We start from the raw sequence: 25,262 nt of genomic DNA on the forward strand, positions 1-25,262 counted from the left end.
CCAGTCCTCACTTCAGGAAGTCGCCAACGTGTCGCTCACGATCGGAATCGTCGGTCTGCCGAATGTCGGCAAGTCGACCCTTTTCAACGCCCTGACCAAGAACGACGTGCTGGCGGCCAACTACCCGTTCGCCACGATCGAGCCCAACGTCGGCGTCGTCGGTGTCCCCGACCCCCGGCTGGCCGTCCTCGCCAAGATCTTCGACTCCCAGAAGATCCTTCCGGCGACGGTCGACTTCGTCGACATCGCGGGCATCGTGCGCGGCGCCTCCGAGGGCGAGGGCCTCGGCAACAAGTTCCTCGCGAACATCCGCGAGTCCGACGCCATCTGCCAGGTCATCAGGGCCTTCAAGGACGAGAACGTCGTACACGTCGACGGCAAGGTCTCGCCGAAGGACGACATCGAGACGATCAACACCGAGCTGATCCTGGCCGACCTCCAGTCGGTCGAGAAGGCCGTCCCGCGGCTGACGAAGGAGTCCCGCCTCCAGAAGGAGAAGGTCGCCGTCCTGGCGGCGGTCGAGGAGGCTCAGAAGATCCTCGAAGCCGGCACGACCCTCTTCGCCGCGGGTATCTCGGCGGGCACGGAGAAGGGCCGGCTTCTCCACGAGCTGCACCTGCTCACCACCAAGCCCTTCCTGTACGTCTTCAACGTCGACGAGGACGAGTTGGTCGACGAGGACTTCAAGAACGAACAGCGCGCCCTGGTGGCCCCGGCCGAGGCGATCTTCCTGAACGCCAAGATCGAGTCCGAACTGATCGAACTGGACGACGACGAGGCCCTGGAACTGCTCCAGTCCATGGGCCAGGACGAGCCCGGCCTGGCCACCCTCGGCCGCGTCGGCTTCGCGACCCTGGGCCTCCAGACGTACCTCACGGCAGGCCCGAAGGAGACCCGCGCCTGGACGATCAAGAAGGGCGCGACGGCCCCCGAGGCGGCCGGTGTGATCCACACCGACTTCCAGAAGGGCTTCATCAAGGCGGAGGTCATCTCCTTCGCCGACCTGGTGGAGGCGGGCTCGGTCACCGAATCCCGCGCCAAGGGCAAGGCCCGCATGGAGGGCAAGGACTACGTGATGCAGGACGGCGACGTGGTGGAGTTCCGCTTCAACGTCTGAGCTCCAGCACGTTCGCGCCCCGCCGCCCCGCCGCCCCGCCGCCCCGCCGCCGCGCCGCCCCACCGGTTCCGGAACCGGTGGGGCGGCGCGGCGCGTCTGTGGTCGGTGTGACCACACCATCGAGGACAGCGCGTACAGAGGCGCGGCAGACGCATGGCTGGGCCGGGTGTCTGGCCGTCGCCGCCGGGTCTGTCACGGGGGTTGTCGCGTGGGGCGTCGGGGCCGCGCCCGCTCTGCGTGGAGGGTTCGAGGGCGAGCGGGACCTGAGCCTGCTCTACCTCGACGGTCCGGTGATCGTTTTCGGTGCGCCCGCTCTCGCGCTGGGGGTCTGGGCCCTGGTGGGCGGTGTGTTGCGGGCCCGGGACCGGATGGCGGCCGTGGCCGTGCTGCTCGTGCTGGCGGCCGTCGCCTGGGGGTGCGGGGAGTGGCTGGAGATGCGTACGGATCGGTTCACGCGTGGTGACTCCTGGTGAACGACCGTGACTTCGGCCGTTTTCCCGGGAGGGGAGAACGCGCGGCGGGCATGATGGCTGTCGGCGCGACCGGCCGGCGTCGCGTCGTGGCGTCGCGTTGAAGGAGTGGCACATGTCGTACCCGGAACCCCGTCACCTCGGGGACAAGGGCGAGGTCAACGCGGTCTTCCGGCCCGCGGACACCCCCGCCGACGTGCGGTCCCCCTCGGGCACCGAGACGCACTTCGTGGCCTCCAGTGTGTCCACGGGTGGTGAGTTCGGGCTCTACCGGATGGACATGGTGCCCAGGGGAGGCGGCCCGAGCACTCACTTCCACAAGACGATCTCGGAGTCGTTCTACATCCTCGACGGGACGGTCCGGCTGTACGACGGAGAGCGCTGGATCGAGGCGGAGAAGGGCGATTTCCTCTACGTGCCGCCTGGCGGCCTGCACGGCTTCCGCAACGACTCGGACGCGCCCGCCTCCACGCTCATCCTCTTCGCGCCCGGAGCCCCTCGCGAGGAGTACTTCGAGAAGGTGTCCACGGTCGGCCGGATGACGGACGAGGAGCGCACCGCGTTCTTCATCAGGCACGACACGTACTGGGTTGACTGACGACCCCGGCGGCGCGCATTCCCGGTCCTCTTCGCGGAGCCGTATCCGTGGCAAAGCCCCTGCTAGGAGTGCTCGTACTCACTCGGGGTGATGTCATGGCCCATGCTTGCGGTCAACAACCAACGGTTGCCAGGGTGTTGCTGTCTGTCAACCTGTTGGGAGTGGCCCGTGGTATTCGGTGAGCAGCCGGCCTATCTGCGCGTCGCGAGTGATCTTCGGCGGAAGATTGTCGACGGTGCTCTGCCGCCGCACACCCGACTGCCGTCCCAGGCCCGGATCCGCGAGGAGTACGGCGTCTCGGACACGGTTGCCCTGGAAGCCCGCAAGGTGCTGATGGCGGAGGGGCTGGTCGAGGGCCGGTCCGGGTCGGGGACCTACGTTCGCGAGCGGCCCGTGCCGCGTCGTATCGCCCGCTCCGGCTACCGGCCGTCATCCGGCGCCAACCCCTTCCGGCAGGAGCAGGCGGACGACGGGGTGCGCGGTACGTGGGAGTCGAGCAGCGAGCGGGACGCGGTGGCGCCGGAGATCGCCACACGCCTCGGCATACAGCCGGGCGACCCGGCGATGCGCACGCGCTATGTCTTCAGGGACGCGGGGGAGCCGATGATGCTCTCCACGTCCTGGGAGCCCCTGGAGGTCACCGGGCGCACCCCGGTGATGCTCCCCGAAGAGGGGCCGCTCGGGGGCAGCGGGGTCGTGGAGCGGATGGCGGCCATCGGCATCGTGGTGGACAACGTGGTCGAGGAGGTCGGCGCGCGTCCGGGGCTGGCGGAGGAGCTCCTGCCGCTCGGCGGTGTGCCCGGCCATGTGGTGATGGTCCTGGAGCGGACGTACTACGCGTCGGGCCGCGCGGTCGAAACGGCCGACATGGTTGTGCCGGCGGACCGATATCGCATCGCCTATCACCTTCCGGTCAGATGACGGTCCGATGAGCGCCGGCTGATCGAAGCGACCCCCTCCCTTTGCCCGCGACCATGATGTGTCGCCCCAACAGGGCTTCGGGCAACGGGAGATGGCGAACGCCTTCACGGGCGCGTCCCGGTGGATCCGAATCTTCTTGGCCAGATGTGTACCTCTTTGTACAAACACGCATCCGCTGAGTGAAGGTCAGGCGTAGGGTCGGGCATATGCGGATCGGGGTTACCGGGAGATCGTCCGAGTGGTGCGGGCCGATGGCGGGAGGGGCGCGATGACCGACGGCGGCGCTGTACTTCCCTGGCTGGTGATACGTCAGGACGACAACGGAAACCGGTACCGCGTGGGCAGGTACGCCACGAAGGACGAGGCGCAGAAGATCGCCGACGGCCTCGGCGGCAACGGCCACAAGCAGCTCTACTGGGTCGAGCGCCTGGGGCAGACCGGCGGCTGACCTCGTCGACTCCGGACCGTCACCCCTCGTCGTACGCGCGCCGTCCACCGCGCTACGCTCCGGCGCATGAGTGAGGGCGGAGCTGCAACGGTCTTGATCGACACAGTCGCGTGGGTCCGAGTGGAGCAGGGCAGGATCCTCTGCGCGCGTTCTCGTGGGAAGGATGTGTTCTACATCCCCGGCGGCAAGCGCGAAGGCGCGGAGACCGATCTGGAGACCCTGGTCCGCGAGGTCGAGGAGGAGCTGGCCGTGGCCGTCCTCCCGGCCACGACGGCCCATCTGGGTACGTACGAGGCCCAGGCCCACGGCCAGCCGGACGGTGTCGTCGTCCGGATGAGCTGCTACTCCGGTGACTACCGGGGTACGCCGGCCGCCAGCAACGAGATCGAGGAGATCCGCTGGCTCTCCTACGGCGACCGGGCCCTGGTCGCCCCCGTCGACCAGCTTCTCTTCGACGACCTCAGGGACGCGGGGGAGCTGACGTGAGCCTCCGTCAAGATACTTCCTCTCGGATTTCGGGTATGTGCTGACCAACCCCCCTATAAAGGGCATGGGCCTGCTGTCAGTCTGGGGAAGTGGTCGGCTTGACCGAGGTGGAGAGCACCTACGCCGAGTGGACCTTCCCTGCCGAGCCGGATGCCGTACGTACCGCACGCCACGCGGTACGCGACACCCTCGACGTCTGGCGTCTCGACCACCACGTACGCGACTCGGCCGTTCTGCTGGTCAGTGAGCTGGTTACCAACTCCTCGCAGTACACGTCTGGCCCGATCGATGTCAGGCTGGCTGTTGTTTCCGTATGCCCCGCGGGCCTCACCGGTGCCGCACTGCTGGTGGAGGTGTCCGATCCGCTCCCCGATCCGCCGACCGCGCGGTCTCCCGGCCCCGATGACGAGGGGGGTCGCGGTATCCAGCTCGTCGCTTGCTCCGCGCGCCGTTGGGGTACACGCCGGGGGAGGACGGGTAAGACGGTGTGGTTCGAGCTGCCGCTCCCTGGTTAGGAGTGTGGAGGGACAACGATCACGTGGTTCTCGGCTCAAAAAGAACGAGACAGTGCTGTGATCGTGAACGCCGTACCTGTCTGGGCCGTAGTGCTGAATACTGCGGGGATGGCCGGTCCGGTGCGTGAGCTGGAGGGGACGGTCGCGTGAGCGAGATATCTGGAACGGCGGGCGACGTCGTGTGGCAGAGCAGTCCACCCGGCTCGATCTATGACTACATAAGGGTCGCTTCCTTCTCGATCGGCCCCGACGGGCTGGTCGACCAGTGGAGTCTTCGAGCCGCCGAGCTGTTCGGGATCGCCCCGGACGAGGTCAGGGGCAAGGACCCGGTCGAGGTGTTCGTGCCTTCCGACCTGCGTTCCCGAGGGCGCAGCAAGATCGCCGAGATCCTGGACGGCAAGGAGTGGACCGGGCTGGTCCCGTTCCAGGTGCCGGGCGAACTCGGGCTTCACGGCCTCGCCGAGATCTATGTGATGCCCAGTGAGACGGAGAACGGTGAACGGGCCGCGCTCTGCATCGTCGTGGACGTCCGCGCGCTGCGTCAGATCGAGACGGAACTCGCCTCTTCGCAGGCTATTTTCGGCCAATCTCCCTTCGGCTTCGTGCTGTTCGGCACGGACCTCACCGTCAAGCGCGCCAATCAGCGATTCGCCGCGGTTTTCGGCGGCGCGGCGGACGAACACCGCGGGCGCACCGTCCACGACTACCTCTCCCGCCCCGAAGCCGAACGGCTGAGTGCCTCCCTCAAGAGGGTCCTGGAGACCGGCGACCCCGCCACCGACATCCAGATAGTCGGCGTCGCCCCGGGCAGCAAGGAACGCAGGCACTGGTCGGTCAACCTCTACCGCGTGCTCAGCGGAGCCGGCCGCACCATAGGCGTCGCCGGCCTCGGCAGCGACGTCACACGCCGTCAGATCGCCGCACGTGAAGCCGCGAGCGCCCGCCGCAACCTCGCGATCCTCAACGAGGCGAGCGCCCGGATAGGCAACTCCCTCGACCTGGAGACCACCGCCAAGGAACTCCTCGACGTCGCCGTCCCCGGCTTCTGCGACCTCGCGTCCGTCGACCTCTACCAGGGGCTGCTGACCGGCGACGAGGCTCCGCCCGGACGCGGCGGCTCCACCGGCTCCGAGTCCGGCGGCGGCAGTGCCACCCTGCGGCGCGTCGCCTTCGCCAGCGCCGTGGCCGACGCGCCTCTGCTCGGAGTGGACCTGACGGGCGAAGGAGAGGTCGAGCCACCTTCGGTCGGCTCCGTCCACCGGTATCCCTTCAGCTCGCCCTGCGCGAACGCTCTGCGCACCGCCCGCGTCCAGACGGTCCCCGGCGGGGCCGGCAGCCTCATCCAGTCCACCTTCGCCGTGCCGATGGTCGCCCACGACACCGTCGTCGGCCTCGCCCAGTTCTCCCGGACCAAGGGCAGCGAGCCCTTCGGGGAACGGGACCGCGCCCTCGCGGTGGAACTCGCGGCGCGCGCCGCCGTCTGTATCGACAACGCCCGCCTCTACCGGAGGGAGCACGAACGCGCGCTGATACTCCAGCGCAGTCTGCTCCCGCCCGGCGACCCCGAGGCCGCCGGGCTGGACATCGCCTGCCGGTATCTGCCGGGCAACACCGCCACCGAGGTCGGCGGCGACTGGTTCGACGTCATCGAACTGCCGGGTCACCGGACCGCGCTCGTCGTCGGCGACGTCATGGGCCGCGGACTGCGCGCCGCCGTGGCCATGGGCGAGTTGCGCACCGCCGTACGTACGCTGGCACTGCTCGACCTGGAGCCCGCCGAGGTCCTTTCCGCGCTGGACGAGATCGCCCGCGGCCTCGGCACACCGAGCGGCGCCCAGCAGGCCTCCCGCGTCGCCCACAAGTCGCGGGACGCCGACCTCTCCGAGGTCTATCTCGCGACCTGCGTCTACGCCGTCTACGACCCGGTCACCCGCCGCTGCACCTTCGCCAACGCCGGACACCCCCCTCCCGTCCTCGTCGAACCCGGTGAGGAGGCGCTGCTCCTCGACGTACCGCCCGGGATGCCCCTCGGCGTCGGCGGTGAGCCGTTCGAACAGGTCGAGGTCGAGCTTCCGGAAGACGCGCTGCTCGCCCTCTACACGGACGGCCTCATCGAATCCCGAGACCATCCGATCGATGAAGGGCTGACCGCCTTCCGCCGGGCGCTCACCAATCCCGTACGGCCTCTGGAAGACGTCTGCGACCACGTACTCAACACGCTCGACACCCGGCACGGTGAGGACGACATCGCGCTGCTGATGGCCCGAATACAGGGCCTGCCCGCCGACGCCGTCGGCGACTGGCAACTGCCGCGCGAGCCACGCTCCGTCGGCCGCGCCCGCGAGGTCGCCCGCGCCCAGCTCCTCTCCTGGGGCCTCGAACCGCTGGTGGACACCGTCGAACTGCTCGTCAGCGAGTTGGTCACCAACGCGATGCGCTATGGCGAGGGTGAGATCAGGCTGCGACTGCTGCGCGACCGCACGCTCGTCTGCGAGGTGTGGGACGCGGGCCTCGTACAGCCGCGCAGGCGTCGGGCGCGCGACACCGACGAAGGCGGTCGCGGGCTCCAGCTCGTCGGGCTGCTCAGCGCGGCCTGGGGATCGCGCCGGACCCCGCGTGGCAAAACGGTCTGGTTCGAACTCGCCCTGCCCGACGGGGACTCGACGGCGGAGCCCACCGTCGAACAGCTCCTCAGCATGTTCTGATCCCGGACTCCGGTCTCTGCCCGCCGCATCCTGTCCTCGAACCGGCCCAACTCGAAGGGGAATCGCGTCAGAAACGGCCGCCGCCGTCCATCCGGCCGCGAGTGCCGCCGCCACCGAAACTGCCAGGACCAGCGCGACCGCCGCCCCCATGACCTCCGCCAAAGTCCCCGCCCCCACCAAATCCGCCTCCGCCGCCGGACAGGCCGCCGAGGATGATCCCGCCGAGCACGGCACCGCCGAGCCCGCTTCCTGCCTCTGATACACCGCCCGGGCCGGACCGGTTCCCGAACGCCCGCACATCGCGCTCGGCGAGGCCCTGCGCCCGCCTGGCCAGACCGTCCGCGTGCTGGGCCTCGGCCAGCGCGCCGGGCGCATCGCCCAGCTCCGTCAGCGCTCCTGCCTGTTCGAGCCGCCGCTGGGCCTCCGCCAGGCGGGTGCGGGCCTCACCGCCCACCCCACCGCGATGTGTCGTGATGTAGTCGGCGGCGGCGCCGATCGCCGACCGGGCGCCGAGCATCGCCCGGTCCAGCAGCGCCGGCACCCGGCTTCCCCCTTCTTCGCGGGCGCGCGCGCCCGCGAGAGCCTCGTCCAGCACCGCGTCGGCCTCCTCGACCCGGCGCAGGGCGTCGATCGGGTCGTACCGCCCGGCGGCCTGCTCCTGCCGCACGTCGGCGACCACCGCCTCGGCATGTGCGATCCGACCCTCGAGATCGGCCGTGGACGTACCTTCCGCCGCGCCTTCGAGCAGGGCGCGCGCGTCCGCCAGGTCCGTCTCCGTCTCGATGAGCGAGCCGGGGAGCCGGCCGGCGGCCCCGGCGAGTTCGAGCGCGCGCCGCTCCACCGCGTAGATCAGGGTCGTCGCCTGTGCGACGGCGCCCTCGGCCGCCCGTACATGCACGGCCGCGCGGCCGTTGTCGCCGGCCTCGATCGAGCGGCGCGCGTCGTCCAGATTCCGCGTCGCGAACACCTCTCGGTCGTCGGCCTGTTCGACGGCACTGCCGACCGGGGCCGAAGCGGAGTCCGCGTACCGCTCGCGCATGGTGGCGAGTGTGGCGGCGGCCGTCACAGTCCTGCCCGACAGCGCGCGGAACGCGGCCTCGGCGGCGGTCAGCGCCTCCGGGGCGTTGTGCTCCATGGCGCGCAGCCGGTCGAAGTCGGCCGACTCCGCGTCCAGCCGACTGTTGGCATCCGCGCACCGGACGATGATCTCGTCCAGCATGCGGCGCCGCGTGACGTCGTCCTCCGAAATCGCGTCGTCGAGCTGCTGACGCAGCCGGAAGGCGGCGGTCAGCTCGCCGTTCGCGTACGTCACGACGTCCCGGAACGGCCGTACGGAGTCCACGCCGAACTGGGCCGTCACGAAGCCGAGTTCCTCCCGGCTGGTTCGCACGGCGTCGTCCGTGTCCACGAGGGCCTGGTCCGCCCGCCGTTCGAGTTCCGGCAGCGAAGTCCGCGGGGATCGACCAGGCTCTCCCCAGTCCTCCCGCCCGCCGTGCAGTGTCGTACGGGCCGAGGCACGGCGCTCGCGCCTGATGTAGGCGTAAGCGGCGAGGGCTCCCGCGCAGCCCACCAGCGCGACAGGCAGGACGAGCGCGCTGCGCGAACTGTTGGAGATGATGTCGCCGCCAGGGTCCACGGTGCCAGGAGTGACGGCGTGAGCGGGAGCGCGGGAGGGTGCGCGGGCGGGTGCGACGGCCGCGTCCGACCGGCTCCGCGAGGTCCGGCCCGAGAAGTCACGCTCGTAGGCGACGAGGGACTGTATGCGGATGTCGTCGTACAGCCGGTCGAGGGAGGCGGTGCCCGCTCTCCCTCGGTCGTCGAGAGCGCCGACCTTGTCGGTGATCCGCCCCTGGTGCGAGAGGGGGACGGAGCCTTCGGCGCGGGCGTCGGGCGACACGGCGGGCATCAGCAGCCACCCGGCCGTCGCCAGCAGGGCCGGAAGGCTCCGGCCGGCCGTACGAGTCCGGCGGTGGCTCGCTGTCCGTCTCACATTTGGGAGGCTATGTCCGGCTACGACTGTCCGCGACCGGACGGAGCGCGGCCCCCGGAGGCAGGTGAAATGCCTGGTCGGCACCGGTTCGCCCGGCGCCGCAGGAGGGGCGGCGCCGGGCGAACCGGATATTTCGGTGGGATCAGATGGAGAAGCGTTCCTTGGCGAGCATCGGGCGGATGCGCGAAGCGAAACCACCGGTGCGGAAGGGGCGCTGCAGCAGACCGGGCCGCAGCTCCTGGGCCAGAGCGGCGGCGATCATGCCCTGATCCAGGGCGAGAGCCGAGCTGCTGACGTGTCCGGTCCCCACATTGACCGAGTCCCGGAACCCGTAGCCGTCGTCGTACGCGCCGAAGTCACCGGCGATCGCCTTGAGGTTGGCGAGGGCCTCCGACCGCGCGTAGGGCAGGGCGAGGAACGAGGCGTGCGGGGTCACGACCCCGTTGGTGTACGCGGAGGCCGCCGGCGGCGGTTCACCGTGCGTGACATACGTACGGTCGGTGTTGGAGGCGTATCCGTCGATGTTCATGCCGATCGCGTCCACGCCGTACTCCTGGTAACCGCCTTCGGGCACCTCGGAGGGGGAGAACCCCCAGTAGCCGTACTCCGCCTCCTCCAGGCCGTGCTCGATCTGGGAGCGGACGAACCGACGGTGCGTGGTGCCCCACGAGCGGGGGGACCACTCCGGCTCGGGCACGAACAGCGGGACCATCAGGGCCTCGAACATCGAGCCGCCCCAGGTCGGGACGAGCTTGCGGCCCCGGTAGGTGTAGTGCCCCTGCCAGAGACGGACGCCGTCGATCGTGTCGTACGCCCCGCCGGGCGGCTGCTCCTGACCGTGCTCGGGAAGCATGGTGCGGAGCATGTGCCAGTAGTGGTCCGAGGGAAGGCTGCCGTCGGCGATTCCCAGGTAACTGGCCATCCGCGGTTCGGTGTTGAGTGCTCCGTAGTGGTGGGCCGTCGGCTCGCCGGTGTCGGTCCAGAAGCCGCCCCGGAGCTGGCCGGGGTTGGCCACCGGGTCCGCGGCGTCGTACGGCGTGTAGAAATACGACCAGTCGGCGGTGGAGAGGATCTTGCCGATCCGGCGGCGCAGTCGGCTGTCCGCGTCGGCGGCGATGAGCAGACCCGTCACGAGCCACGAGTTGTCGACCGAGGAGAGGAAGGGACGGACCGGGTCGCCGGTGCCGGGCCAGTTGGTGAGCACCGAGCCGTCGTGGGCGTCGTACCAGTTGAGCCAGAAGCCGTGGTGGCGTTCGAGCTTCTCGACGGCGGTGACGGTGAGGTCGAGCCGGCGGCGCATGGTGTCCTGGTCGATGACGCCGAGTCCGGCGGCGGCGACGGTGGACCACAGCCCGCAGCCGATGTTGGTCGGCGAGGTGTTCTGCGAGGGGACGGGACCGCCCGGCGCGTCGAGGTTGATCTTGTCGGCGGCGAGACCGATGTCGGTCGTCATCGCCTCGATCGAGTGATACGTATCGCGGAACCAACGGTGCAGCAGCGGTGTATCAGAGGCATGAACAGCACGAGCACGCGACGCGGCCGAGGCCGGCGCGGATACGGCGGGTGTGGTGACGGCTCCGAGGGTCAGGGCTGTGGCCCCGGTTCCCGCGGCGGCGAGAAACGTACGACGGTCCATGAGAGTCCAGCTCCCCTTGGCAGGTGTGGAGTTGTGGCCAGGGCCGGTGCCTGGGCCAGGTCTTTGGCCGCCGCCATGGCCGGAAGTATTTCCGGAGGTCCGGCCATGGCGGCGGTGCTGGTACGGGGGCCGGTGGCGGTCAGGTGCCGCCGACCCCCGGGACTGTGGGGTGGATCAGGTCCGGACGAGGCGCAGGAAGCGGATGCCCGGGTTGGGCAGCGGGACGGTCAGTGTCGCCGTGCCCGTGTCCTCGGCGACCAGGGGCGCGAGGGGTTCCACGGACAGTTCGTCCGCGGACCGCAGCTTCGCCCACTGGAGATCGTCGGGCCAGTCGCCGCCGCCGAGGTCGTTCCAGACGGCCTGGATGTTGGAGTGCCGCTCGTCGACCCGGCGGGAGAGCGCGGTGTAGGTGGTGCCCGGTTCGAGTCCGTCGATCCGCACGGTCGCCGTACGGTCCAGCAGCGCGGAGCCGTCGATCTTGGACTGGTCGAGCGTGCCGTTCCAGAGCAGTACGTCGACGGTGGAGCCGTTGTCCGCGCGGGTGGCAAGGGACTCCACGAGTGCCTCGGCTCCGTCGCCGCTGACCGCGGCGGGGATCCGCCCGCCGGTCAGCTGGGAGAGGAGATACAGCGCCCAGAAGCGGGGCTTGCGCAGATTGCCGACCGTGAGCAGACCGAATCCGCCGTGGAAGAGGCGGGGCGGCCAGCCCAGCTCCTCGAACTGGTCCGAGGCGACCCAGTACGCCAGCGCGTCGGTGGACGAGAGGGCGCTCTTCATGCCGCGCAGGACGAACGGGGCGGCGAACACGGAGTCGCTGACCCGGTGGAAGTGGGTGGGCGTGACGCCCCACTCGGTCCACAGGATCTCAGGCTCGGGCCTGCCGGTCGCCTCGGCGAACGCTCGGGTCATCGGACGGAAGTCCAGTGGGGCGTTGCCGTAGGTGTGGGTGGAGATGAAGTCGACGGGGACGTCGCGTTCCTGGCAGTACTCGAGAAGCGCGCCGACCCAGCCGGCGGCGGCGGAGGAAGGGCCGCCGACCTGGATCCGCTCGTCGACGCCCTTCACGGCGCGGACGGCGACTTCGTAGAGCCGGTGGTAGTCGTCCTGGGTGCCGTTCCAGAAGACCTCCAGATTGGCCTCGTTCCAGACCTCGAACTCCCAGCCCGCGACGGTGTCCCTGCCGTACCGGTCCTGGAGGTGGACGGTCACCTCGCGGCAGAGGTCGCCCCAGTGCTCCCACACCGCGGGCTTGGACACCAGGGCCTGGTAGTCGAAGACCGTGTAGTGCGGATCGGCCGCGAGTTCCTTGGGCATGAAGGAGAGTTCGACCACGGGCTGGAGGCCGGTGGCCAGGAAGCGGTCGTAGACCTCGTCCAGGCCGGAGAAGTCGAACGAGCCGTCGGCCTTGACCGTCAGTGTCTCCGGGAGGAAGGTGCCGTGCGCCCGGACGGAGCGGACGCCGATCTCGTCGCGGACGATGCCCAGGGCCTGTGCGTACTCCTTCGCGACATCGGAGCCGCCCGCACCCGGCTTGTCCCAGGTCAGCAGCGAGAAGTGCTCGGCGCCGATCATCCTGTTCCAGACCCCGGGGAGGGGAGTGGTGGGGGCCGCGGCGTCCACCGTGACGGTGACCGGGGCAGGGCTGGAGCCGGCCGCTCTGGCGCAGCCGGCGGCGGCCTCGGAGAGAGGGCCGGCCCCGCTGTCGGACCAGGTGGCGACCTTGTAGAAGTAGCCGCGGCCCGGCTCGGCGAGCGTGTCCGCGTACGGGGGGTGGGGCACGGCGAGCACATCGCCGCCGAGGTGGTCGAGCGGTTCGTACGGGCCCTCGACGGAATCGGCGCGGTGCACGAGATATCCGAGCGCGCCCGCCACCGGGTGCCAGGTCAGCAGCACGTGGCCGGTGCCGTCCTCGGCGGACAGGCCGCCGGGGGCGGGGAGTTCCCCGATGCCGGTGAGCCGCTGATCACTGGGCTTCCCGATACGGGTCTCCCAGTCGGCGCGAGCGGTGGACTTCTCGGTCATGGCGGTACAAACCTTTTCGTCGGTAAGTGCACGGCGGTAGAGCGGCGGCGTCGGAGCCGCGGAACGCGTCGGGAAGGGCGGAGGCGGTGGCTACTTCATGCCGGTGGTGGCGAGGCCCTGGGTGAAGTGCCGTTGCAGGACGATGAAGACCAGCAGCACCGGCAGGATGATCAGCAGGGAGCCGACCATCAGCATGCCGTTGGAGCCGGCCGACTGATTGGGGTCGGTGGCGAAGGTGGCCAGGGCCACCGGGAGCGTGTATTTCTCCGGGTCGTTCGTCGCGATCAGCGGCCAGACGAAGTTGTTCCAGGAACCCAGGAAGATAAGGATCGACAGCGTCGCCAGAGCCGGTTTGACCAGCGGCATCGCGATCCGCCAGAAGATGTACCACTCGCGGGCCCCGTCGATCCGGGCCGCTTCCAGCAGTTCGTCGGGAATCGACTGCATGAACTGCCGCATCAGGAAGACCCCGAAGGCCTGGGCGGCGAACGGCAGCACGAGTCCCGCGTAGGAGTCGATCAGCTGGAGCTTGCTCATCAGGACGAAGAGCGGAAGCAGCATCAGGTTGCCGGGGACCATCAGTGCGCCGAGGACCAGCGCGAAGACCTTGTTCCGTCCGCCGAAGCGCAGTTTGGCCAGCGCGTAGCCCAGCATCGAGCAGAACACCAGATTGGAGGCCGTCACCAGGACAGCCACGGTGAGGGAGTTGAAGAAGTAGAGCGGGATGTCGAGGCGGTCGAGCAGTTCCCCGAAGTGCTCCAGGGTCCACTCGGTGGGGATCCACACCGGCGGGTTGGCCGTCAGATCGCGGTCCGTCTTGAAGGCCGACAGACCCATCCACAGGAAGGGCGCCACCATGACCAGCAGGCCGACCGAGAGCAGCACATAGACACCGGGCTTGCGCAGCCGCCCGCCGCGGGATGTCGGGACACCGCCGCCTTTCCTGGGGCCGGACCAGCCCGGTCCCTTGGGGTCCTGCGGACCGGTGGGCGCGGAGGGCGGGGGCGTGGTCGTACGCGCGGCGCTCATTTCGTGTTGTCCTTCAGCAGACGGAGCTGGAGCACCGTGATCGCCATGATCACGACGAAGAGCACGTACGCCATGGCGCTCGCGTAGCCCATGTGGAAGAAGTTGAAGCCCTCGCGGTACATGGACAGCGACACGGTGAGCGTGCTGTCCGAGGGGCCGCCCTGCGTCATCACGAACGGCTCCTCGAAGACGTTGAGATAGCCGATCGTGGTGATGACCGTGGTGTAGAGCATCGTCGGCCGCAGCAGCGGCACGGTGATGCGGCGGAACTCCTGCCAGGTGCTCGCGCCGTCCAGCCGCGCCGCCTCCCGTACGTCGGGCGGTATGGCCTGGAGGCCGGCGATGAAGAGCACCATGACCGTGCCGAGGTTGCGCCACACGGCCATCACGATCAGCGAGGGCATGGCGAGCGCCTCGGAGCCGAGGAAGTCCGGTGACGTCAGGCCGACTTCGGAGGCGAGGCCCGCGATCAGTCCGTCCGACGGGTCGAGAACGAAGCGCCAGACGACGGCGATCGCGACGATGCTGGTCACGACCGGGGCGTAGAAACCGACCCGGAAGAAGGTGCGCGCCCGGTCGATGCCGTTGTTGAGCAGAACGGCGACGAACAGCCCGAGGCCGACGGTCAGCGGTACGCCGACGACCACGAAGTACGCCGTGTTGAACAGCGCCTTGAGGAACTTCTCGTCGTCGAGCAGCTTCGTGTAGTTCTCAAAGCCGATGAACTCGGCCGAGAAGGGATCGGTGACATTGCGCAGGCCGAAGTCCGTGAAGCTCATGACGAGCGTCGCGACGATCGGCAGGGCCATGAAGACGGCGAAGAGCACCAGGAAGGGGGTGGAGAACAGCCAGCCGGCCATCTGCTGCACGGCGACGGTCTGCCGCTTGCCGCGGTTCCGCCCGCCGGGCGGGGGGTGTGCCCCCGGCCCGGTCTTCACCGGGGCCGCTTCGGCGGCCGGTTCGGTCGTGGTGCTCATGACGACTACTCCACAAGCCCTTCGATCTCGGACTGGGCCTTCTTCGCGGCGTCCTCGGCGGAGGCCTTGCCCTGGGTAACCTGCGATATGGCGTCGTCGGCCTTGGAGGAGATCTCGGTCCACTGCGGCAGGACCGGCCAGGACTGGGCGGTCTCCATCTGCTCGCGGAAGATCTTGAAGTTGGCGTCGTTGGCGAGCTCGCCGGAGTCCCAGGCGCTGGTGTTGGCCGGCAGGTCGCCCGAGCGCTTGAACCAGTCCTTCTGGCCCTCGGTGTCGGTGAGGTAGCTGAGGAACTCGGTGGCGGCTTCCTTGTGCTCGCTGTCCTTGGAGATGACGAGGCTGGAGCCACCGGCCATGGAGGAGGAGCTCTTGTCGGCGGGGACCTTCGCGATGGCCCACTTGCCCTTGAGGTCCGGGTAGTTGTCGTTGATGCCCGTCATGGTCCAGGGGCCGGAGTAGAACATCGGGACGTCGCCGGAGTTGAAGTCCGTCAGGACTTCGTAGCCGGGCTGGAAGCTCTTCTTGGCGAGGCCCTTGGCGAAGTACGTGCCGTACTCCTTGAGGGCGCGGACGGTCTCCGGGCTGTCCATGGCGGCCTTGCCGTCGGAGACGATCGATCCGCCGGCCGAGTAAAGGAAGGGGTACCAGCTGTGTACGGCGTCCAGGCCGGCGGGCTGGAGCGAGATGCCCCACTTCGTGCCGGCCTTGTCCTGGAAGTCGGAGGCGGCCTGCTGGAGTTCGGGCCAGGTGGTGGGGGCCTTGGTGATGCCCGCCTTCTTCGCCAGGTCGGTGCGGTAGTAGAGGACGCGGGTCTCGACGTACCAGGGGACGCCGTAGGTCTCGCCGTCCGCGACGCCCTGCTCCCAGGCGGCCGGGAAGAAGGCGTCCTTCTTGAAGGTCTTGGTGTCGACCGGCTCCAGGACGCCGAGTTCGACGAACTCACCCATGAAACTGCTGCCCATCTGTGTTATGTCGGGCAGAGTGCCGGCGGCAGCGGCGGAGACCAGCTTCTGGTGGGCGACGTCCCAGCCGATGGGGGTGACCTTGGCGGTGATGTGCGGGTTCGCTTCCTCGTACACCTTGGCCACTTCGGCGAGCTTCTCGCCCTCGACGCCCATGGCCCACACGGTGAGGGTCTGCTTCTTGTCGGCGGCGACACCTTCGCCCCCCGAGCTGCCGCATGCGGTGATTCCTGCGGCCACCGTGAGGGCGATGGCGGCAGAGGTGGTTCTGGCGGTGCGATGCATGGACGGCTCCTCCTTGAGCTCACCGATGTATGCGCTGCCTGTAAGCGCATACATTACTCTGCTGCAGGGCTTCCGGGAACCGCAAGAGGGGCTTTGGTCACACTCGTGCAACATGTGGGACATCCGGAATCTCTTCTTCCGCAGGCTAGGTGGGCCGTTTGCGTAGCGGAAGTATCTGTGTCGATTCCGATTGGGCTCTGATCGGTGGAGGGCCGGGGTTAGGGTCGCGCTCATGTCTGAGTTCGAGCACGACTACCCCTTCGACCCGGCCTACGGACGGAACCTGGACGAGCTGCTCGACATCCCCGCGCCTGCCCCTCCGGACGGATTCGACGCGTACTGGCGGGACCGTTTCGTGGCGGCGGCAGGAGTGGCTACGGCGCCGGCCGTCGGACCGCAGGAGGACGAGCGGGACGGCTGCCGGATCTTCGGGGTGTCCTACACGTCCGTCGGCGGGCTGCGTCTCGGCGGCTGGCTGGCGCTGCCGGTCGAGGGGGCCGCGGAGCACGGCTTCGTGATCGGACACGGTTACGGCGGGCGCCAGGAGCCGGGGGCGAATGTGCCGCTGCCCTTGGCCCGTAGCGCCGCCATCCTGCCGTGCGTGCGGGGGATGGGCTCTCGCAGTCGGCGGCCCGGGATCCCGGGTGAGGCCGACGAACATGTGCTGCACGGCATCGAGTCACGCGAGACGTATGTGATCGGTGACTGCGTGGCGGATCTCTGGTGCGCGGCGTCGGCGCTGCTGGAGCTGGTACCGGAGCTGAGGGCGACGGGGCCGGGCGGCAGCGCGCGGCTGGGGTATGTGGGGGAGAGCTTCGGGGGCGGGCTCGGGGCGCTGGCCCTGCCGTGGGACGACCGGTTCGCCTGTGGGCAGTTGACGGTCCCGACGTTCGGAAACCATCCGTTGCGGGTGACGCTGCCGTGCGTGGGGAGCGGGGAGGCGGTCCGCGCGTACCGCGAGGAGCACCCGGAGGTCATGGACGTCCTCGCGTACTTCGACGCGGCGACGGCGGCGAGCCGGATCGGGGTGCCGATGATGGTCGCGCCCGCGCTGTTCGACCCGTCGGTGCCGCCACCGGGGCAGTTCGCCGTGTACAACGCGCTGCCGGAGGTGCGGGAGCTGCACGTGCTGCGGGCGGGGCACTTTCAGTACGAGGAGGAGTGGGAGGGGGTTGCGGCGCTGGCGGAGGCTCGCCGCGACTTCTTCGCGGGGCGGCTTGGCTGAGGCGGTCCCCTGGGATGGTGCGGGGTTCGTCCGGCGGCTGGTTTGTCCTCAATCGCCGGACGGGCTCAAGGTGCGGGTCCGTCTACTGGGACCGGGCCTCGGAGTGGAGCGGGCTCCGTGGATGGGTCCTCAATCGCCGGAGCGGCTGGAAATGCGGCCTGTGACACGCGCGGGGTCAGGAACAGCCGCAGCTCGCGCGGTGGGTCAGGGAGACCGGGAGCATCAGGGAGACCGGGTCGCGGGTCGGGTCGGCCAGGCGCCGGATCAGGAGCTCCACCGCCTCCTCGCCCAAGCGGCGCATCGGCTGGCGGACCGTCGTCAGGGAGGGCCGCACGATCCGGCTCATCGGGATGCCGTCGAAGCCGGTCACCGCGATGTCGTCGGGCACCCGCACCCCGCGCCGTTCCAGCGCGTGCAGCGCGCCGATCGCCATCTGGTCGTTGGCGAAGAGGATCGCCTGCGGCCGCTCGCGCCCGGCTGCGCGGTCCAGCAGCGCGTCGGTCGTCCGTTCACCCTCGGCCTGCGTCATCATCTCGGCGCGCAGGTCCGGCTCGTCGGCGACCGGGAGGCCCGCCTCCCGGCAGGCCTCCTGGTAGCCGCGGAACCGGGCCTCCGCGTCGGGCGACTCCCGCAGACCGCCTACGAAGGCCAGTCGGCGCAGCCCGTGGTCGCGGATGAGATGACGGGCCAGCTCCCGTTCACCGTCGGAGTTCGCCACCTCGATGTGGTCGAGGTGGTCGATCTCGCGCGGCCCGGCCAGCATCACCACGGGCAGCCGCCGTGAGATGACCTCAAGGTCCTCGGTGGGCACGGTCCTCGCCAGTACGGCGAACCCGTCCACCCGTCCCGCGACCTTGGCGACCAGGCTCTCCGGCCCGCCCACCAGCGAGGCGGCGATCAGCAGCGCGTACCCGTGCCGCCGTGCCGCCCGTTCCATGCCGCGGATGATCTGGTCGGAGTAGAGCATCACGGCGGAGTCGTCGGCCTCGGCGTTCGCCTCGGCCTCCGCGTCGGTCTCGGCGTCCGGGTCCGCGTAGTCCGGGAAACAGAGTCCGAGGACGCCCGTGGTCCGGCTGGCCAGCCCACGGGCGTTCGCGCTCGGTACGTATCCGAGGGCGCGGGCCGCCTCCAGTACGCGGTCCCGGGTCTGGGCGCGTACGGAGTCCGGGTTGCGGTAGACGCGCGAGACCGTGGCAATGGAGACGCCGGACCGCTCGGCGACGTCGTACACCGTGGGGGCACTCACCCGATCCGACCATCCGCTCTCGCCGCTGTGACTTCTGACCGCTCATGCACCGCGCTCGAAGTCGTTCCGCTCAAAGGCACCCCGGTCGAAGTCACCCCGCTCGGAGTCACTCCCCTCGGAGCCGCCCCCCTCCACTTGGTCACATTCTCCCCGTCCACGGCCCTTGTGTAAGCGCATTCACTCTAGGACGCCGGTCTGTGCACGAGCAAGGTCGCCCCCCTCCGGGCCGTCCCCGGCCCTGCTCGTGACGCGCCCGGCCGTACCGCGCAGCACCCCGAACGAGAAGACCGCGGCCGCCACCATGACGACGGCGGCGCCGAGCGACGCCAGTCCCATCCCGTGCGAGAACGCGTCCCGCGCCGCCGCCAGCACGCTCTCGCCCGCCTCGGCCGGGAGCCGTGCCGCGGCGGCCGCCGCACCGCCCAGCGTCTCCCGTACGGCGTCCGCCTCGCCGCCCGGCAGCGCGGCGGCGACACCGGCCGGCAGGGCGTCGGCCATCTCCCGGCTGTAGACAGCGGCCCCGACCGAGCCGAGGACGGCCATCCCGAGCGCCCCGCCCAGCTCCTGGCCCGATTCGAGTACGGCGGCGGCCGAGCCCGCGCGCTCCGGCGGGGCGGCGCCGAGGGCGAGTTCGTTGGCGAGGGTCATGGCGGCGACCAGACCGCCCACATAGAGGGCGCCGGCCGAGAGGCAGAACCAGAGAGGCGAGTCCGTACGGATCTGCGTCAGCCAGGAGAATCCGGCCGCCGCGACGACGAAGCCGCCGCCCATGACGTACGCGCGGTCGAAGCGCTGCGCGAGGATCGCCGCCGTCGGCGCCGCCACGATCACGCCCGACGCCGGTACGAGGCTCCACAGCGCGGCCTCGAAGGGACTCAGACCCTGCACGGACTGGAGGTACTGGGTGAGGAAGACCGCCATGCCCACCGTCGCGAACATCGCGAGCACGTTCGCGAACACCGGCCCCCCGAAAGCCCGTCGCCCCAGCAGTTCGAGATCGATCATCGGGTGGGTGAGACGCTTCTGGCGGCGTACGAAGACGTACCCGAGCGCCAGTCCCACGACAACGGCGAGGGCGGGGACCGGCGCGAATCCGTGCCGTGCCCACTCCTTGACGCCGTAGATGACCGTGAGCAGGGCGGCGAGCGAGAGCGCCGCGCTCACCAGGTCGAACGGGTCACGCGCCCCTTCCCCGTCGGCGCCGGAGCCCGTCCTGGACTCCGGTACCAGGAACGGCACCAGCACCAGCAGCAGCGCCATCGCCGGCAGGTTGATCAGGAAGACCGAACCCCACCAGAAGTGTTCGAGCAGCAGCCCGCTGACGACCGGACCGAGCGAGATGCCCGTGGTCATGACGCCCGTCCAGATCGTCACGGCCCGCCCGCGCTGCTTCGCGTCGTGGAAGAGATTGCGGATCAGCGCGAGTGTCGACGGCATGAGGGCGGCGCCGCCGAGCCCGAGCAGCGCCCGTACGCCGATGAGCGCGTCGGCCGAGTGCGCGTACGCGGCGGCGACCGAGGCCGCGCCGAAGACCGCCGCGCCCGCGAGCACCAGTTTGCGCCGTCCGATCCGGTCGCCGAGCGCGCCCATGGTGATGAGCAGCCCGGCGAGCACGAAGCCGTACATGTCCAGGATCCACAACTGCTGGGTGGCGCTGGGCTCCAGGTCCTGACTGACGAACGGGATCGCGAAGTACAGGATCGAGATGTCCATCGAGACGAGAAGCAGCGGGAGCATCAGGACGCCGAGGGCGATCCATTCCTTGCGGCCCGCGAGGCCGGGTGTGGGTGAGTTCTCCATGTGCGGTACGTAATCGGCTCCCCGCGTACGCGGCAAACAGCTCCCTAGTGCACCGGCCCCGAAGCCCTGCCCACAGCGGGACTTGGTGCCTTGAGCGCACTAGTACGGTGGGGGGCGTGCCAATCGACCCGCCCTACCTCCGTATCGCGGCCGAACTCCGCCGCCGTATCGCCTCGGGTGAACTCGCGCCCGGCGACCGTGTGCCGTCCACCCGCCGCATCACCCAGGAGTGGGGTGTCGCGATGGCGACCGCCACCAAGGCGCTCGCCGCGCTCAACCAGGAGGGTCTGGTGCGGGCGCTGCCCGGCGTCGGCACGGTGGTCGCGGACCCCGACCGCTCCACCGGCCGCGGCACGGCTCCCCAACAGGGCCTCAGCCGCGACCGCGTCGTGCGCGCGGCCATCGCGCTCGCCGACGCCGAAGGGCTGGGCGCGCTGTCGATGCGGCGCGTGGCGACGGAGTTCGGTACGTCCACGATGGCCCTGTACCGCCATGTCCCCAGCAAGGGCGAGCTGGTGCGGCTGATGTCGGAGGCGGTGTTCAGCGGCGGGCCCACGGGGCCCGAGCCGGCCGGCTGGCGTCCGCGGCTGGCCCGCGAACTGCGCTGGCTGTGGAGCCAGTACGAGCGTCATCCCTGGCTGGCCCGCGCCATGGCGGGCCTGACGCGGCCCCTGGCCTCACCGCACGCGATGAGTTACACGGAGCGGACGCTGAGCGCTCTGCGCGGGCTCGGGCTCACGCCGTACGGAATGATCCACACCCATCTCGCCCTGCTCGGCTACGCCCAGGGCGTCGCGATGGCGGTCGAGTTGGAGTCGCAGGCCCGGCAGGACACGGGGATGACGGCCGACGAGTGGATGGCGGCCAACGACGCGCGCATGGATTCGATCCAGCTCTCGGGCGAGTATCCGGTGCTGACGACGCTGTTCGGGGACGGGGACTTCGATCTCGAACTCGGCGCGCTCTTCGAGTTCGGGCTCGAACGGATGCTGGACGGCATCGAGTCGCTGGTCGAGCGGTCCGCCGAACGGTAGGGGTAAGACGGTGGGGAGAGGGCCGCGGGCGCCGGACGGAGCACAGTGCCCGTCCGGCGCCCTGCGCTCAACCGCTCGTGCGTCGGCGGATCTTGTCACCCAGCCAGACCAGCGGGTCGTACTTCTTGTCGGCCACCCGCTCCTTCAGCGGGATCAGCGCGTTGTCGGTGATCTTGATGTTCTCGGGACAGACCTCCGTGCAGCACTTGGTGATGTTGCAGTAGCCCAGCCCGTGCTCGTCCTGCGCGGTCCGCTTGCGGTCCAGACCGATCTCCTCGGCCCCGTCCAGCGGGTGCATGTCCAGTTCCGCGACCCGCATCAGGAAGCGTGGCCCGGCGAACGAGGTCTTGTTCTCCTCGTGGTCCCGGACCACGTGACAGGTGTCCTGGCACAGGAAGCACTCGATGCACTTGCGGAACTCCTGCGAGCGTTCCACGTCCACCTGCTGCATCCGGTACTCGCCCGCGGCGACTCCCGGCGGCGGTACGAACGCGGGCACCTCCCGTGCCTTCTGGTAGTTGAAGGACACGTCCGTCACGAGGTCCCTGACGACGGGGAAGGCCCGCAGCGGGGTGACGGTGATCGTCTCCTCGCGGCTGAAGGTGGACATCCGCGTCATGCAGAGCAGCCGCGGCCGGCCGTTGATCTCCGCACTGCACGAACCGCACTTGCCCGCCTTGCAGTTCCAGCGCACCGCCAGGTCCGACGCCTGCGTCGCCTGGAGGCGGTGGATGATGTCGAGGACGACCTCGCCCTCGTTCACCTCGACGGCGAAGTCCTTCAGATCGCCGCCCTCCGCATCGCCCCGCCAGACCTTGAACTTGGCCTCGTAAGAGGTCGACGCGGTCGCCCCGGCGGACGGGGCCGCTTCGGCGGCGGGTGACGGGCCCGGAGACGGGACCGAGGCGGACGAGTCGGATGTGCTCGGAGTCGGAGTCGTGCTGGCGCTCACTCGTGAAGCTCCTCTTCGGCGAGGTACTTGACCAGCTCTTCCTTCTCGAAGAGGGCGAGCAGGTCGGGACGGATGGGCTCGGTCGTCTTCCGGGAGAGGCTGATCCGGGCGAGCGTGGGATCCGTCGCGGGGTCCCGCGCCGAATCGTTCAGCCGGCAGTGCAGATTGACCCGGCGCCAGTCGAGAGCCATACCGGGCCAGTCCTCGCGCGTGTGACCGCCACGGCTCTCCGTGCGCTCCAGCGCCGACAGGGCGATGCACTCGCTGACCAGCAGCATGTTCCGCAGGTCGATCGCGAGGTGCCAGCCGGGATTGAACTGCCGGTGACCCTCCACCCCGGCCCGCGCCGCCCGCAGGCGCAGCCCGCCCAGCCTCTCCAGCGCCTGCTCCATCTCGCCCTCGCGCCTGATGATGCCGACGAGGTCGTTCATCGTCTGCTGGAGCTCCTGATGGACGCTGTACGGGTTCTCCGGCGCACTGCCGCCTTCCGGTGCCTCCGCGCCGAACGGCCGCAGCGCCTCGGTGGCCGCCGCGTCGATCTGGGCCTCGTCGAGGACCGGTCGTGTGGTGAGCGCCGCCGCGTACTCGGCCGCGTGCAGTCCCGCCCGCCGGCCGAAGACCAGCAGGTCGGAGAGCGAGTTGCCGCCCAGCCGGTTGGAGCCGTGCATGCCGCCGGCGACCTCGCCGGCGGCATAGAGACCGGGGACACCCGGAGTGGCGGCGCTGTCGGAGTCGACCGCGATACCGCCCATCACGTAGTGACAGGTGGGGCCGACCTCCATGGCCTCCGCCGTGATGTCGACGTCCGCCAGCTCCTTGAACTGGTGGTACATCGAGGGCAGTCGGCGCTGGATGACGTCGGGCGTCATACGGGTGGAGACGTCCAGGAAGACGCCGCCGTGCGGCGAGCCCCGGCCCGCCTTGACCTCGGAGTTGATGGCACGGGCCACCTCGTCACGGGGCAGCAGCTCGGGCGGGCGCCGGTTGTTGTCCGGGTCCTCGTACCAGCGGTCGCCCTCCGCCTCGGACTCCGCGTACTTCTCCTTGAAGACGTCCGGGATGTAGTCGAACATGAACCGCTTGCCGTCGGAGTTGCGCAGCACTCCGCCGTCGCCCCGCACCGACTCGGTGACGAGGATCCCCTTCACCGAGGGCGGCCAGACCATGCCCGTCGGGTGGAACTGCACGAACTCCATGTTCAGCAGCGGGGCACCGGCGAGCAGCGCCAGCGCGTGCCCGTCGCCCGTGTACTCCCACGAGTTCGACGTCACCTTGAAGGACTTGCCGATACCGCCGGTCGCGAGGACGACGGCGGGCGCCTCCAGGACGAAGAAACGGCCGGACTCGCGCTCGTAGCAGAACGTGCCCGAGACCCGCTCGCCCTCCTTCAGTACGGAGGTGACGGTGCACTCCTGGAAGACCTTCAAACGGGCTTCGTAGTCACCGAATTCGCGGAAGTCCTCCTGCTGGAGGGCGACGATCTTCTGCTGGAGCGTACGGATCAGCTCCAGACCGGTCCGGTCGCCGACGTGCGCGAGACGTGGGTACTCGTGCCCGCCGAAGTTGCGCTGGGAGATCTTCCCGTCCGCCGTGCGGTCGAAGAGCGCGCCCCAGGTCTCCAACTCCCAGACCCGGTCCGGCGCTTCCTGTGCGTGCAGCTCCGCCATCCGCCACTGGTTGAGGAACTTCCCGCCGCGCATGGTGTCGCGGAAGTGGACCTGCCAGTTGTCCCCGGAGTTCACATTGCCCATGGAGGCCGCGATACCGCCCTCGGCCATCACCGTATGGGCCTTGCCGAAGAGTGACTTGCAGATGACAGCGGTACGGGCGCCACGCTCACGCGCCTCGATGGCGGCCCGCAGACCCGCTCCGCCCGCGCCCACCACCACGACGTCCCACTGCTCGCGTTCGAGTTGCGTCATTACTGAAGGCTCTCCCTAGCACTAAAAGAGGCGCGGATCGTCGAAGACCCCGCTCGCGAGCAGATACACATAGAAGTCGGCGAGGGCGACGCTGATCAAAGAGGCCCAGGCGAGCTGCATATGACGGTGATTCAGCTTCCCGACCCAGCCCCAGAGCCGGTAGCGCACCGGATGCTTGGAGAAGTGCTTCAGCTTGCCGCCGATGACATGACGGCAGGAGTGGCAGGAGAGGGTGTACGCCCAGATCAGCACGATGTTGACGATCATGATGATCGTGCCGAGGCCCATGTGGCCCCACTCGTAGTCCGAGTTCCGGAAGGCGAGCACCGTGTCGTACGTGAGGATGACCGCCACCGGGACGGCCGCGTAGAAGAAGTACCGGTGGAGGTTCTGCAGGAGCAGCGGGAAGCGGGTCTCGCCGGAGTACTTCTTGTGCGGTTCCGCCACGGCGCAGGCGGGCGGCGATGCCCAGAAGCCCCGGTAGTACGCCTTGCGGTAGTAGTAGCAGGTCATGCGGAAGCCGAGCGGGAAGATCAGGATGATCAGCGCGGGGGAGAGACCCCACCAGCTGCCGAAGATCTCCAGGTTGGGGCCGCTCTTCATCGGCTCGCAATTCTCCGCGAGGCAGGGCGAGTAGAACGGTGAGACGTACGGCGCCGCGTAGTAGTGGGCGTTGCCGAACGCCCGCCAGGTCGAGTAGACGACGAAGGCGAGAAGCCCGGCCGCCGTGGCGGCGGGCGCCAGCCACCAGCGGTCGGTCCGCAGGTGGCGGGCGGGGATGGCGGCACGCGACTTGTCGTGCACGCCCGTACTCAGTTGGGGTCGTTCCGTGCCTGTTGCCAACGAAAACTCCGTATGGAGATGGAGTGGGATCGGGTGGGGGGTCGAAGGGCCGGGCGGATGATGGCGAGTGATGACAGGT

Annotated in this window: 21 protein-coding genes; 10 read left to right on the top strand and 11 right to left on the bottom strand. The window is 69.5% G+C overall.

The annotated features are described in order from the left end of the window. The first annotated feature begins 28 nt into the window (after positions 1-28). The 8 genes from ychF to SSPS47_RS22360 all read left to right on the top strand — a co-directional run bounded on the left by ychF (position 29) and on the right by SSPS47_RS22360 (position 7,260). On the top strand, positions 29-1,117 hold the full coding sequence (gene ychF, locus SSPS47_RS22325) for a redox-regulated ATPase YchF (protein WP_078075279.1): 1,089 nt from the start codon (positions 29-31) through the stop codon (positions 1,115-1,117). Between the two features lie 107 nt (positions 1,118-1,224). Continuing rightward, the gene (locus SSPS47_RS22330) at positions 1,225-1,590 is read left to right on the top strand and encodes a hypothetical protein (protein WP_164252600.1); all 366 of its coding nucleotides are present in this window, start codon (positions 1,225-1,227) and stop codon (positions 1,588-1,590) included. Between the two features lie 112 nt (positions 1,591-1,702). Then, on the top strand, positions 1,703-2,185 hold the full coding sequence (locus tag SSPS47_RS22335; RefSeq protein WP_164252601.1) for a cupin domain-containing protein: 483 nt from the start codon (positions 1,703-1,705) through the stop codon (positions 2,183-2,185). A gap of 168 nt (positions 2,186-2,353) precedes the next feature. Continuing rightward, complete coding sequence (locus SSPS47_RS22340; protein ID WP_164252602.1) at positions 2,354-3,106, top strand: GntR family transcriptional regulator; 753 nt, start codon at positions 2,354-2,356, stop codon at positions 3,104-3,106. 268 nt (positions 3,107-3,374) lie between these two features. After that, positions 3,375-3,554, top strand: coding sequence for an SPOR domain-containing protein (locus SSPS47_RS22345; protein ID WP_164252603.1), 180 nt, complete (start codon positions 3,375-3,377; stop codon positions 3,552-3,554). 66 nt (positions 3,555-3,620) lie between these two features. Beyond that, positions 3,621-4,040: an NUDIX domain-containing protein gene (locus SSPS47_RS22350; RefSeq protein ID WP_164252604.1), complete on the top strand. Its 420-nt coding sequence runs from the start codon at positions 3,621-3,623 to the stop codon at positions 4,038-4,040. Between the two features lie 89 nt (positions 4,041-4,129). Next, the gene (locus SSPS47_RS22355) at positions 4,130-4,555 is read left to right on the top strand and encodes an ATP-binding protein (RefSeq protein ID WP_164252605.1); all 426 of its coding nucleotides are present in this window, start codon (positions 4,130-4,132) and stop codon (positions 4,553-4,555) included. A gap of 146 nt (positions 4,556-4,701) precedes the next feature. Next, entirely contained in the window at positions 4,702-7,260 is a 2,559-nt protein-coding gene (locus SSPS47_RS22360; RefSeq protein WP_164252606.1) for a SpoIIE family protein phosphatase, read from the top strand. 67 nt (positions 7,261-7,327) lie between these two features. Here SSPS47_RS22360 and SSPS47_RS22365 read toward each other — a convergent pair whose 3' ends face one another. From SSPS47_RS22365 to SSPS47_RS22390, 6 genes are all read right to left on the bottom strand, one after another. Beyond that, positions 7,328-9,166 (bottom strand): TPM domain-containing protein, encoded by a 1,839-nt coding sequence (locus tag SSPS47_RS22365; RefSeq protein ID WP_164254861.1) that lies wholly within the window; start codon positions 9,164-9,166, stop codon positions 7,328-7,330. A gap of 226 nt (positions 9,167-9,392) precedes the next feature. After that, entirely contained in the window at positions 9,393-10,886 is a 1,494-nt protein-coding gene (locus SSPS47_RS22370) for a glucoamylase family protein (RefSeq protein WP_164252607.1), read from the bottom strand. A gap of 174 nt (positions 10,887-11,060) precedes the next feature. After that, positions 11,061-12,908, bottom strand: coding sequence for a glycoside hydrolase (locus SSPS47_RS22375; protein WP_164252608.1), 1,848 nt, complete (start codon positions 12,906-12,908; stop codon positions 11,061-11,063). A 90-nt stretch (positions 12,909-12,998) separates the two neighbouring features. Then, positions 12,999-13,937 carry a carbohydrate ABC transporter permease gene (locus SSPS47_RS22380; RefSeq protein ID WP_164252609.1) on the bottom strand — a complete coding sequence of 313 codons (939 nt, stop codon included), beginning with the start codon at positions 13,935-13,937 and terminating at the stop codon, positions 12,999-13,001. Continuing rightward, positions 13,934-14,914, bottom strand: coding sequence for a sugar ABC transporter permease (locus SSPS47_RS22385; RefSeq protein ID WP_147874034.1), 981 nt, complete (start codon positions 14,912-14,914; stop codon positions 13,934-13,936). The genes SSPS47_RS22380 and SSPS47_RS22385 overlap by 4 nt, the downstream gene beginning before the upstream one ends. Positions 14,915-14,919: 5 nt before the next feature. After that, positions 14,920-16,161, bottom strand: a complete 1,242-nt coding sequence (locus SSPS47_RS22390) for a sugar ABC transporter substrate-binding protein (protein WP_164252610.1) — start codon at positions 16,159-16,161, stop codon at positions 14,920-14,922. A gap of 232 nt (positions 16,162-16,393) precedes the next feature. Here SSPS47_RS22390 and SSPS47_RS22395 point away from each other — a divergent pair, with 232 nt between their 5' ends. Continuing rightward, positions 16,394-17,386, top strand: coding sequence for an acetylxylan esterase (locus SSPS47_RS22395; RefSeq protein ID WP_164252611.1), 993 nt, complete (start codon positions 16,394-16,396; stop codon positions 17,384-17,386). Positions 17,387-17,561: 175 nt separating this feature from the next. Here SSPS47_RS22395 and SSPS47_RS22400 read toward each other — a convergent pair whose 3' ends face one another. Then, a complete protein-coding gene (locus SSPS47_RS22400) occupies positions 17,562-18,632 on the bottom strand; it encodes a LacI family DNA-binding transcriptional regulator (RefSeq protein ID WP_164252612.1) in 1,071 nt (356 codons plus the stop codon). Between the two features lie 177 nt (positions 18,633-18,809). After that, positions 18,810-20,432: an MFS transporter gene (locus SSPS47_RS22405; protein ID WP_164252613.1), complete on the bottom strand. Its 1,623-nt coding sequence runs from the start codon at positions 20,430-20,432 to the stop codon at positions 18,810-18,812. 116 nt (positions 20,433-20,548) lie between these two features. Here SSPS47_RS22405 and SSPS47_RS22410 point away from each other — a divergent pair, with 116 nt between their 5' ends. Beyond that, entirely contained in the window at positions 20,549-21,466 is a 918-nt protein-coding gene (locus tag SSPS47_RS22410) for a GntR family transcriptional regulator (RefSeq protein ID WP_164252614.1), read from the top strand. A 67-nt stretch (positions 21,467-21,533) separates the two neighbouring features. Here SSPS47_RS22410 and SSPS47_RS22415 read toward each other — a convergent pair whose 3' ends face one another. Genes SSPS47_RS22415 through SSPS47_RS22425 form a run of 3 tightly spaced genes read right to left on the bottom strand, consistent with a single transcriptional unit; the run spans position 21,534 to position 25,183 of the window. Continuing rightward, on the bottom strand, positions 21,534-22,418 hold the full coding sequence (locus tag SSPS47_RS22415; RefSeq protein ID WP_164252615.1) for a succinate dehydrogenase/fumarate reductase iron-sulfur subunit: 885 nt from the start codon (positions 22,416-22,418) through the stop codon (positions 21,534-21,536). Beyond that, a complete protein-coding gene (locus SSPS47_RS22420) occupies positions 22,415-24,340 on the bottom strand; it encodes a fumarate reductase/succinate dehydrogenase flavoprotein subunit (RefSeq protein ID WP_164252616.1) in 1,926 nt (641 codons plus the stop codon). The genes SSPS47_RS22415 and SSPS47_RS22420 overlap by 4 nt, the downstream gene beginning before the upstream one ends. A gap of 21 nt (positions 24,341-24,361) precedes the next feature. Next, on the bottom strand, positions 24,362-25,183 hold the full coding sequence (locus SSPS47_RS22425; protein WP_164252617.1) for a hypothetical protein: 822 nt from the start codon (positions 25,181-25,183) through the stop codon (positions 24,362-24,364). Positions 25,184-25,262: the final 79 nt, after the last annotated feature.

Source organism: Streptomyces sp. S4.7 (assembly GCF_010384365.1).
GTDB lineage: Bacteria > Actinomycetota > Actinomycetes > Streptomycetales > Streptomycetaceae > Streptomyces.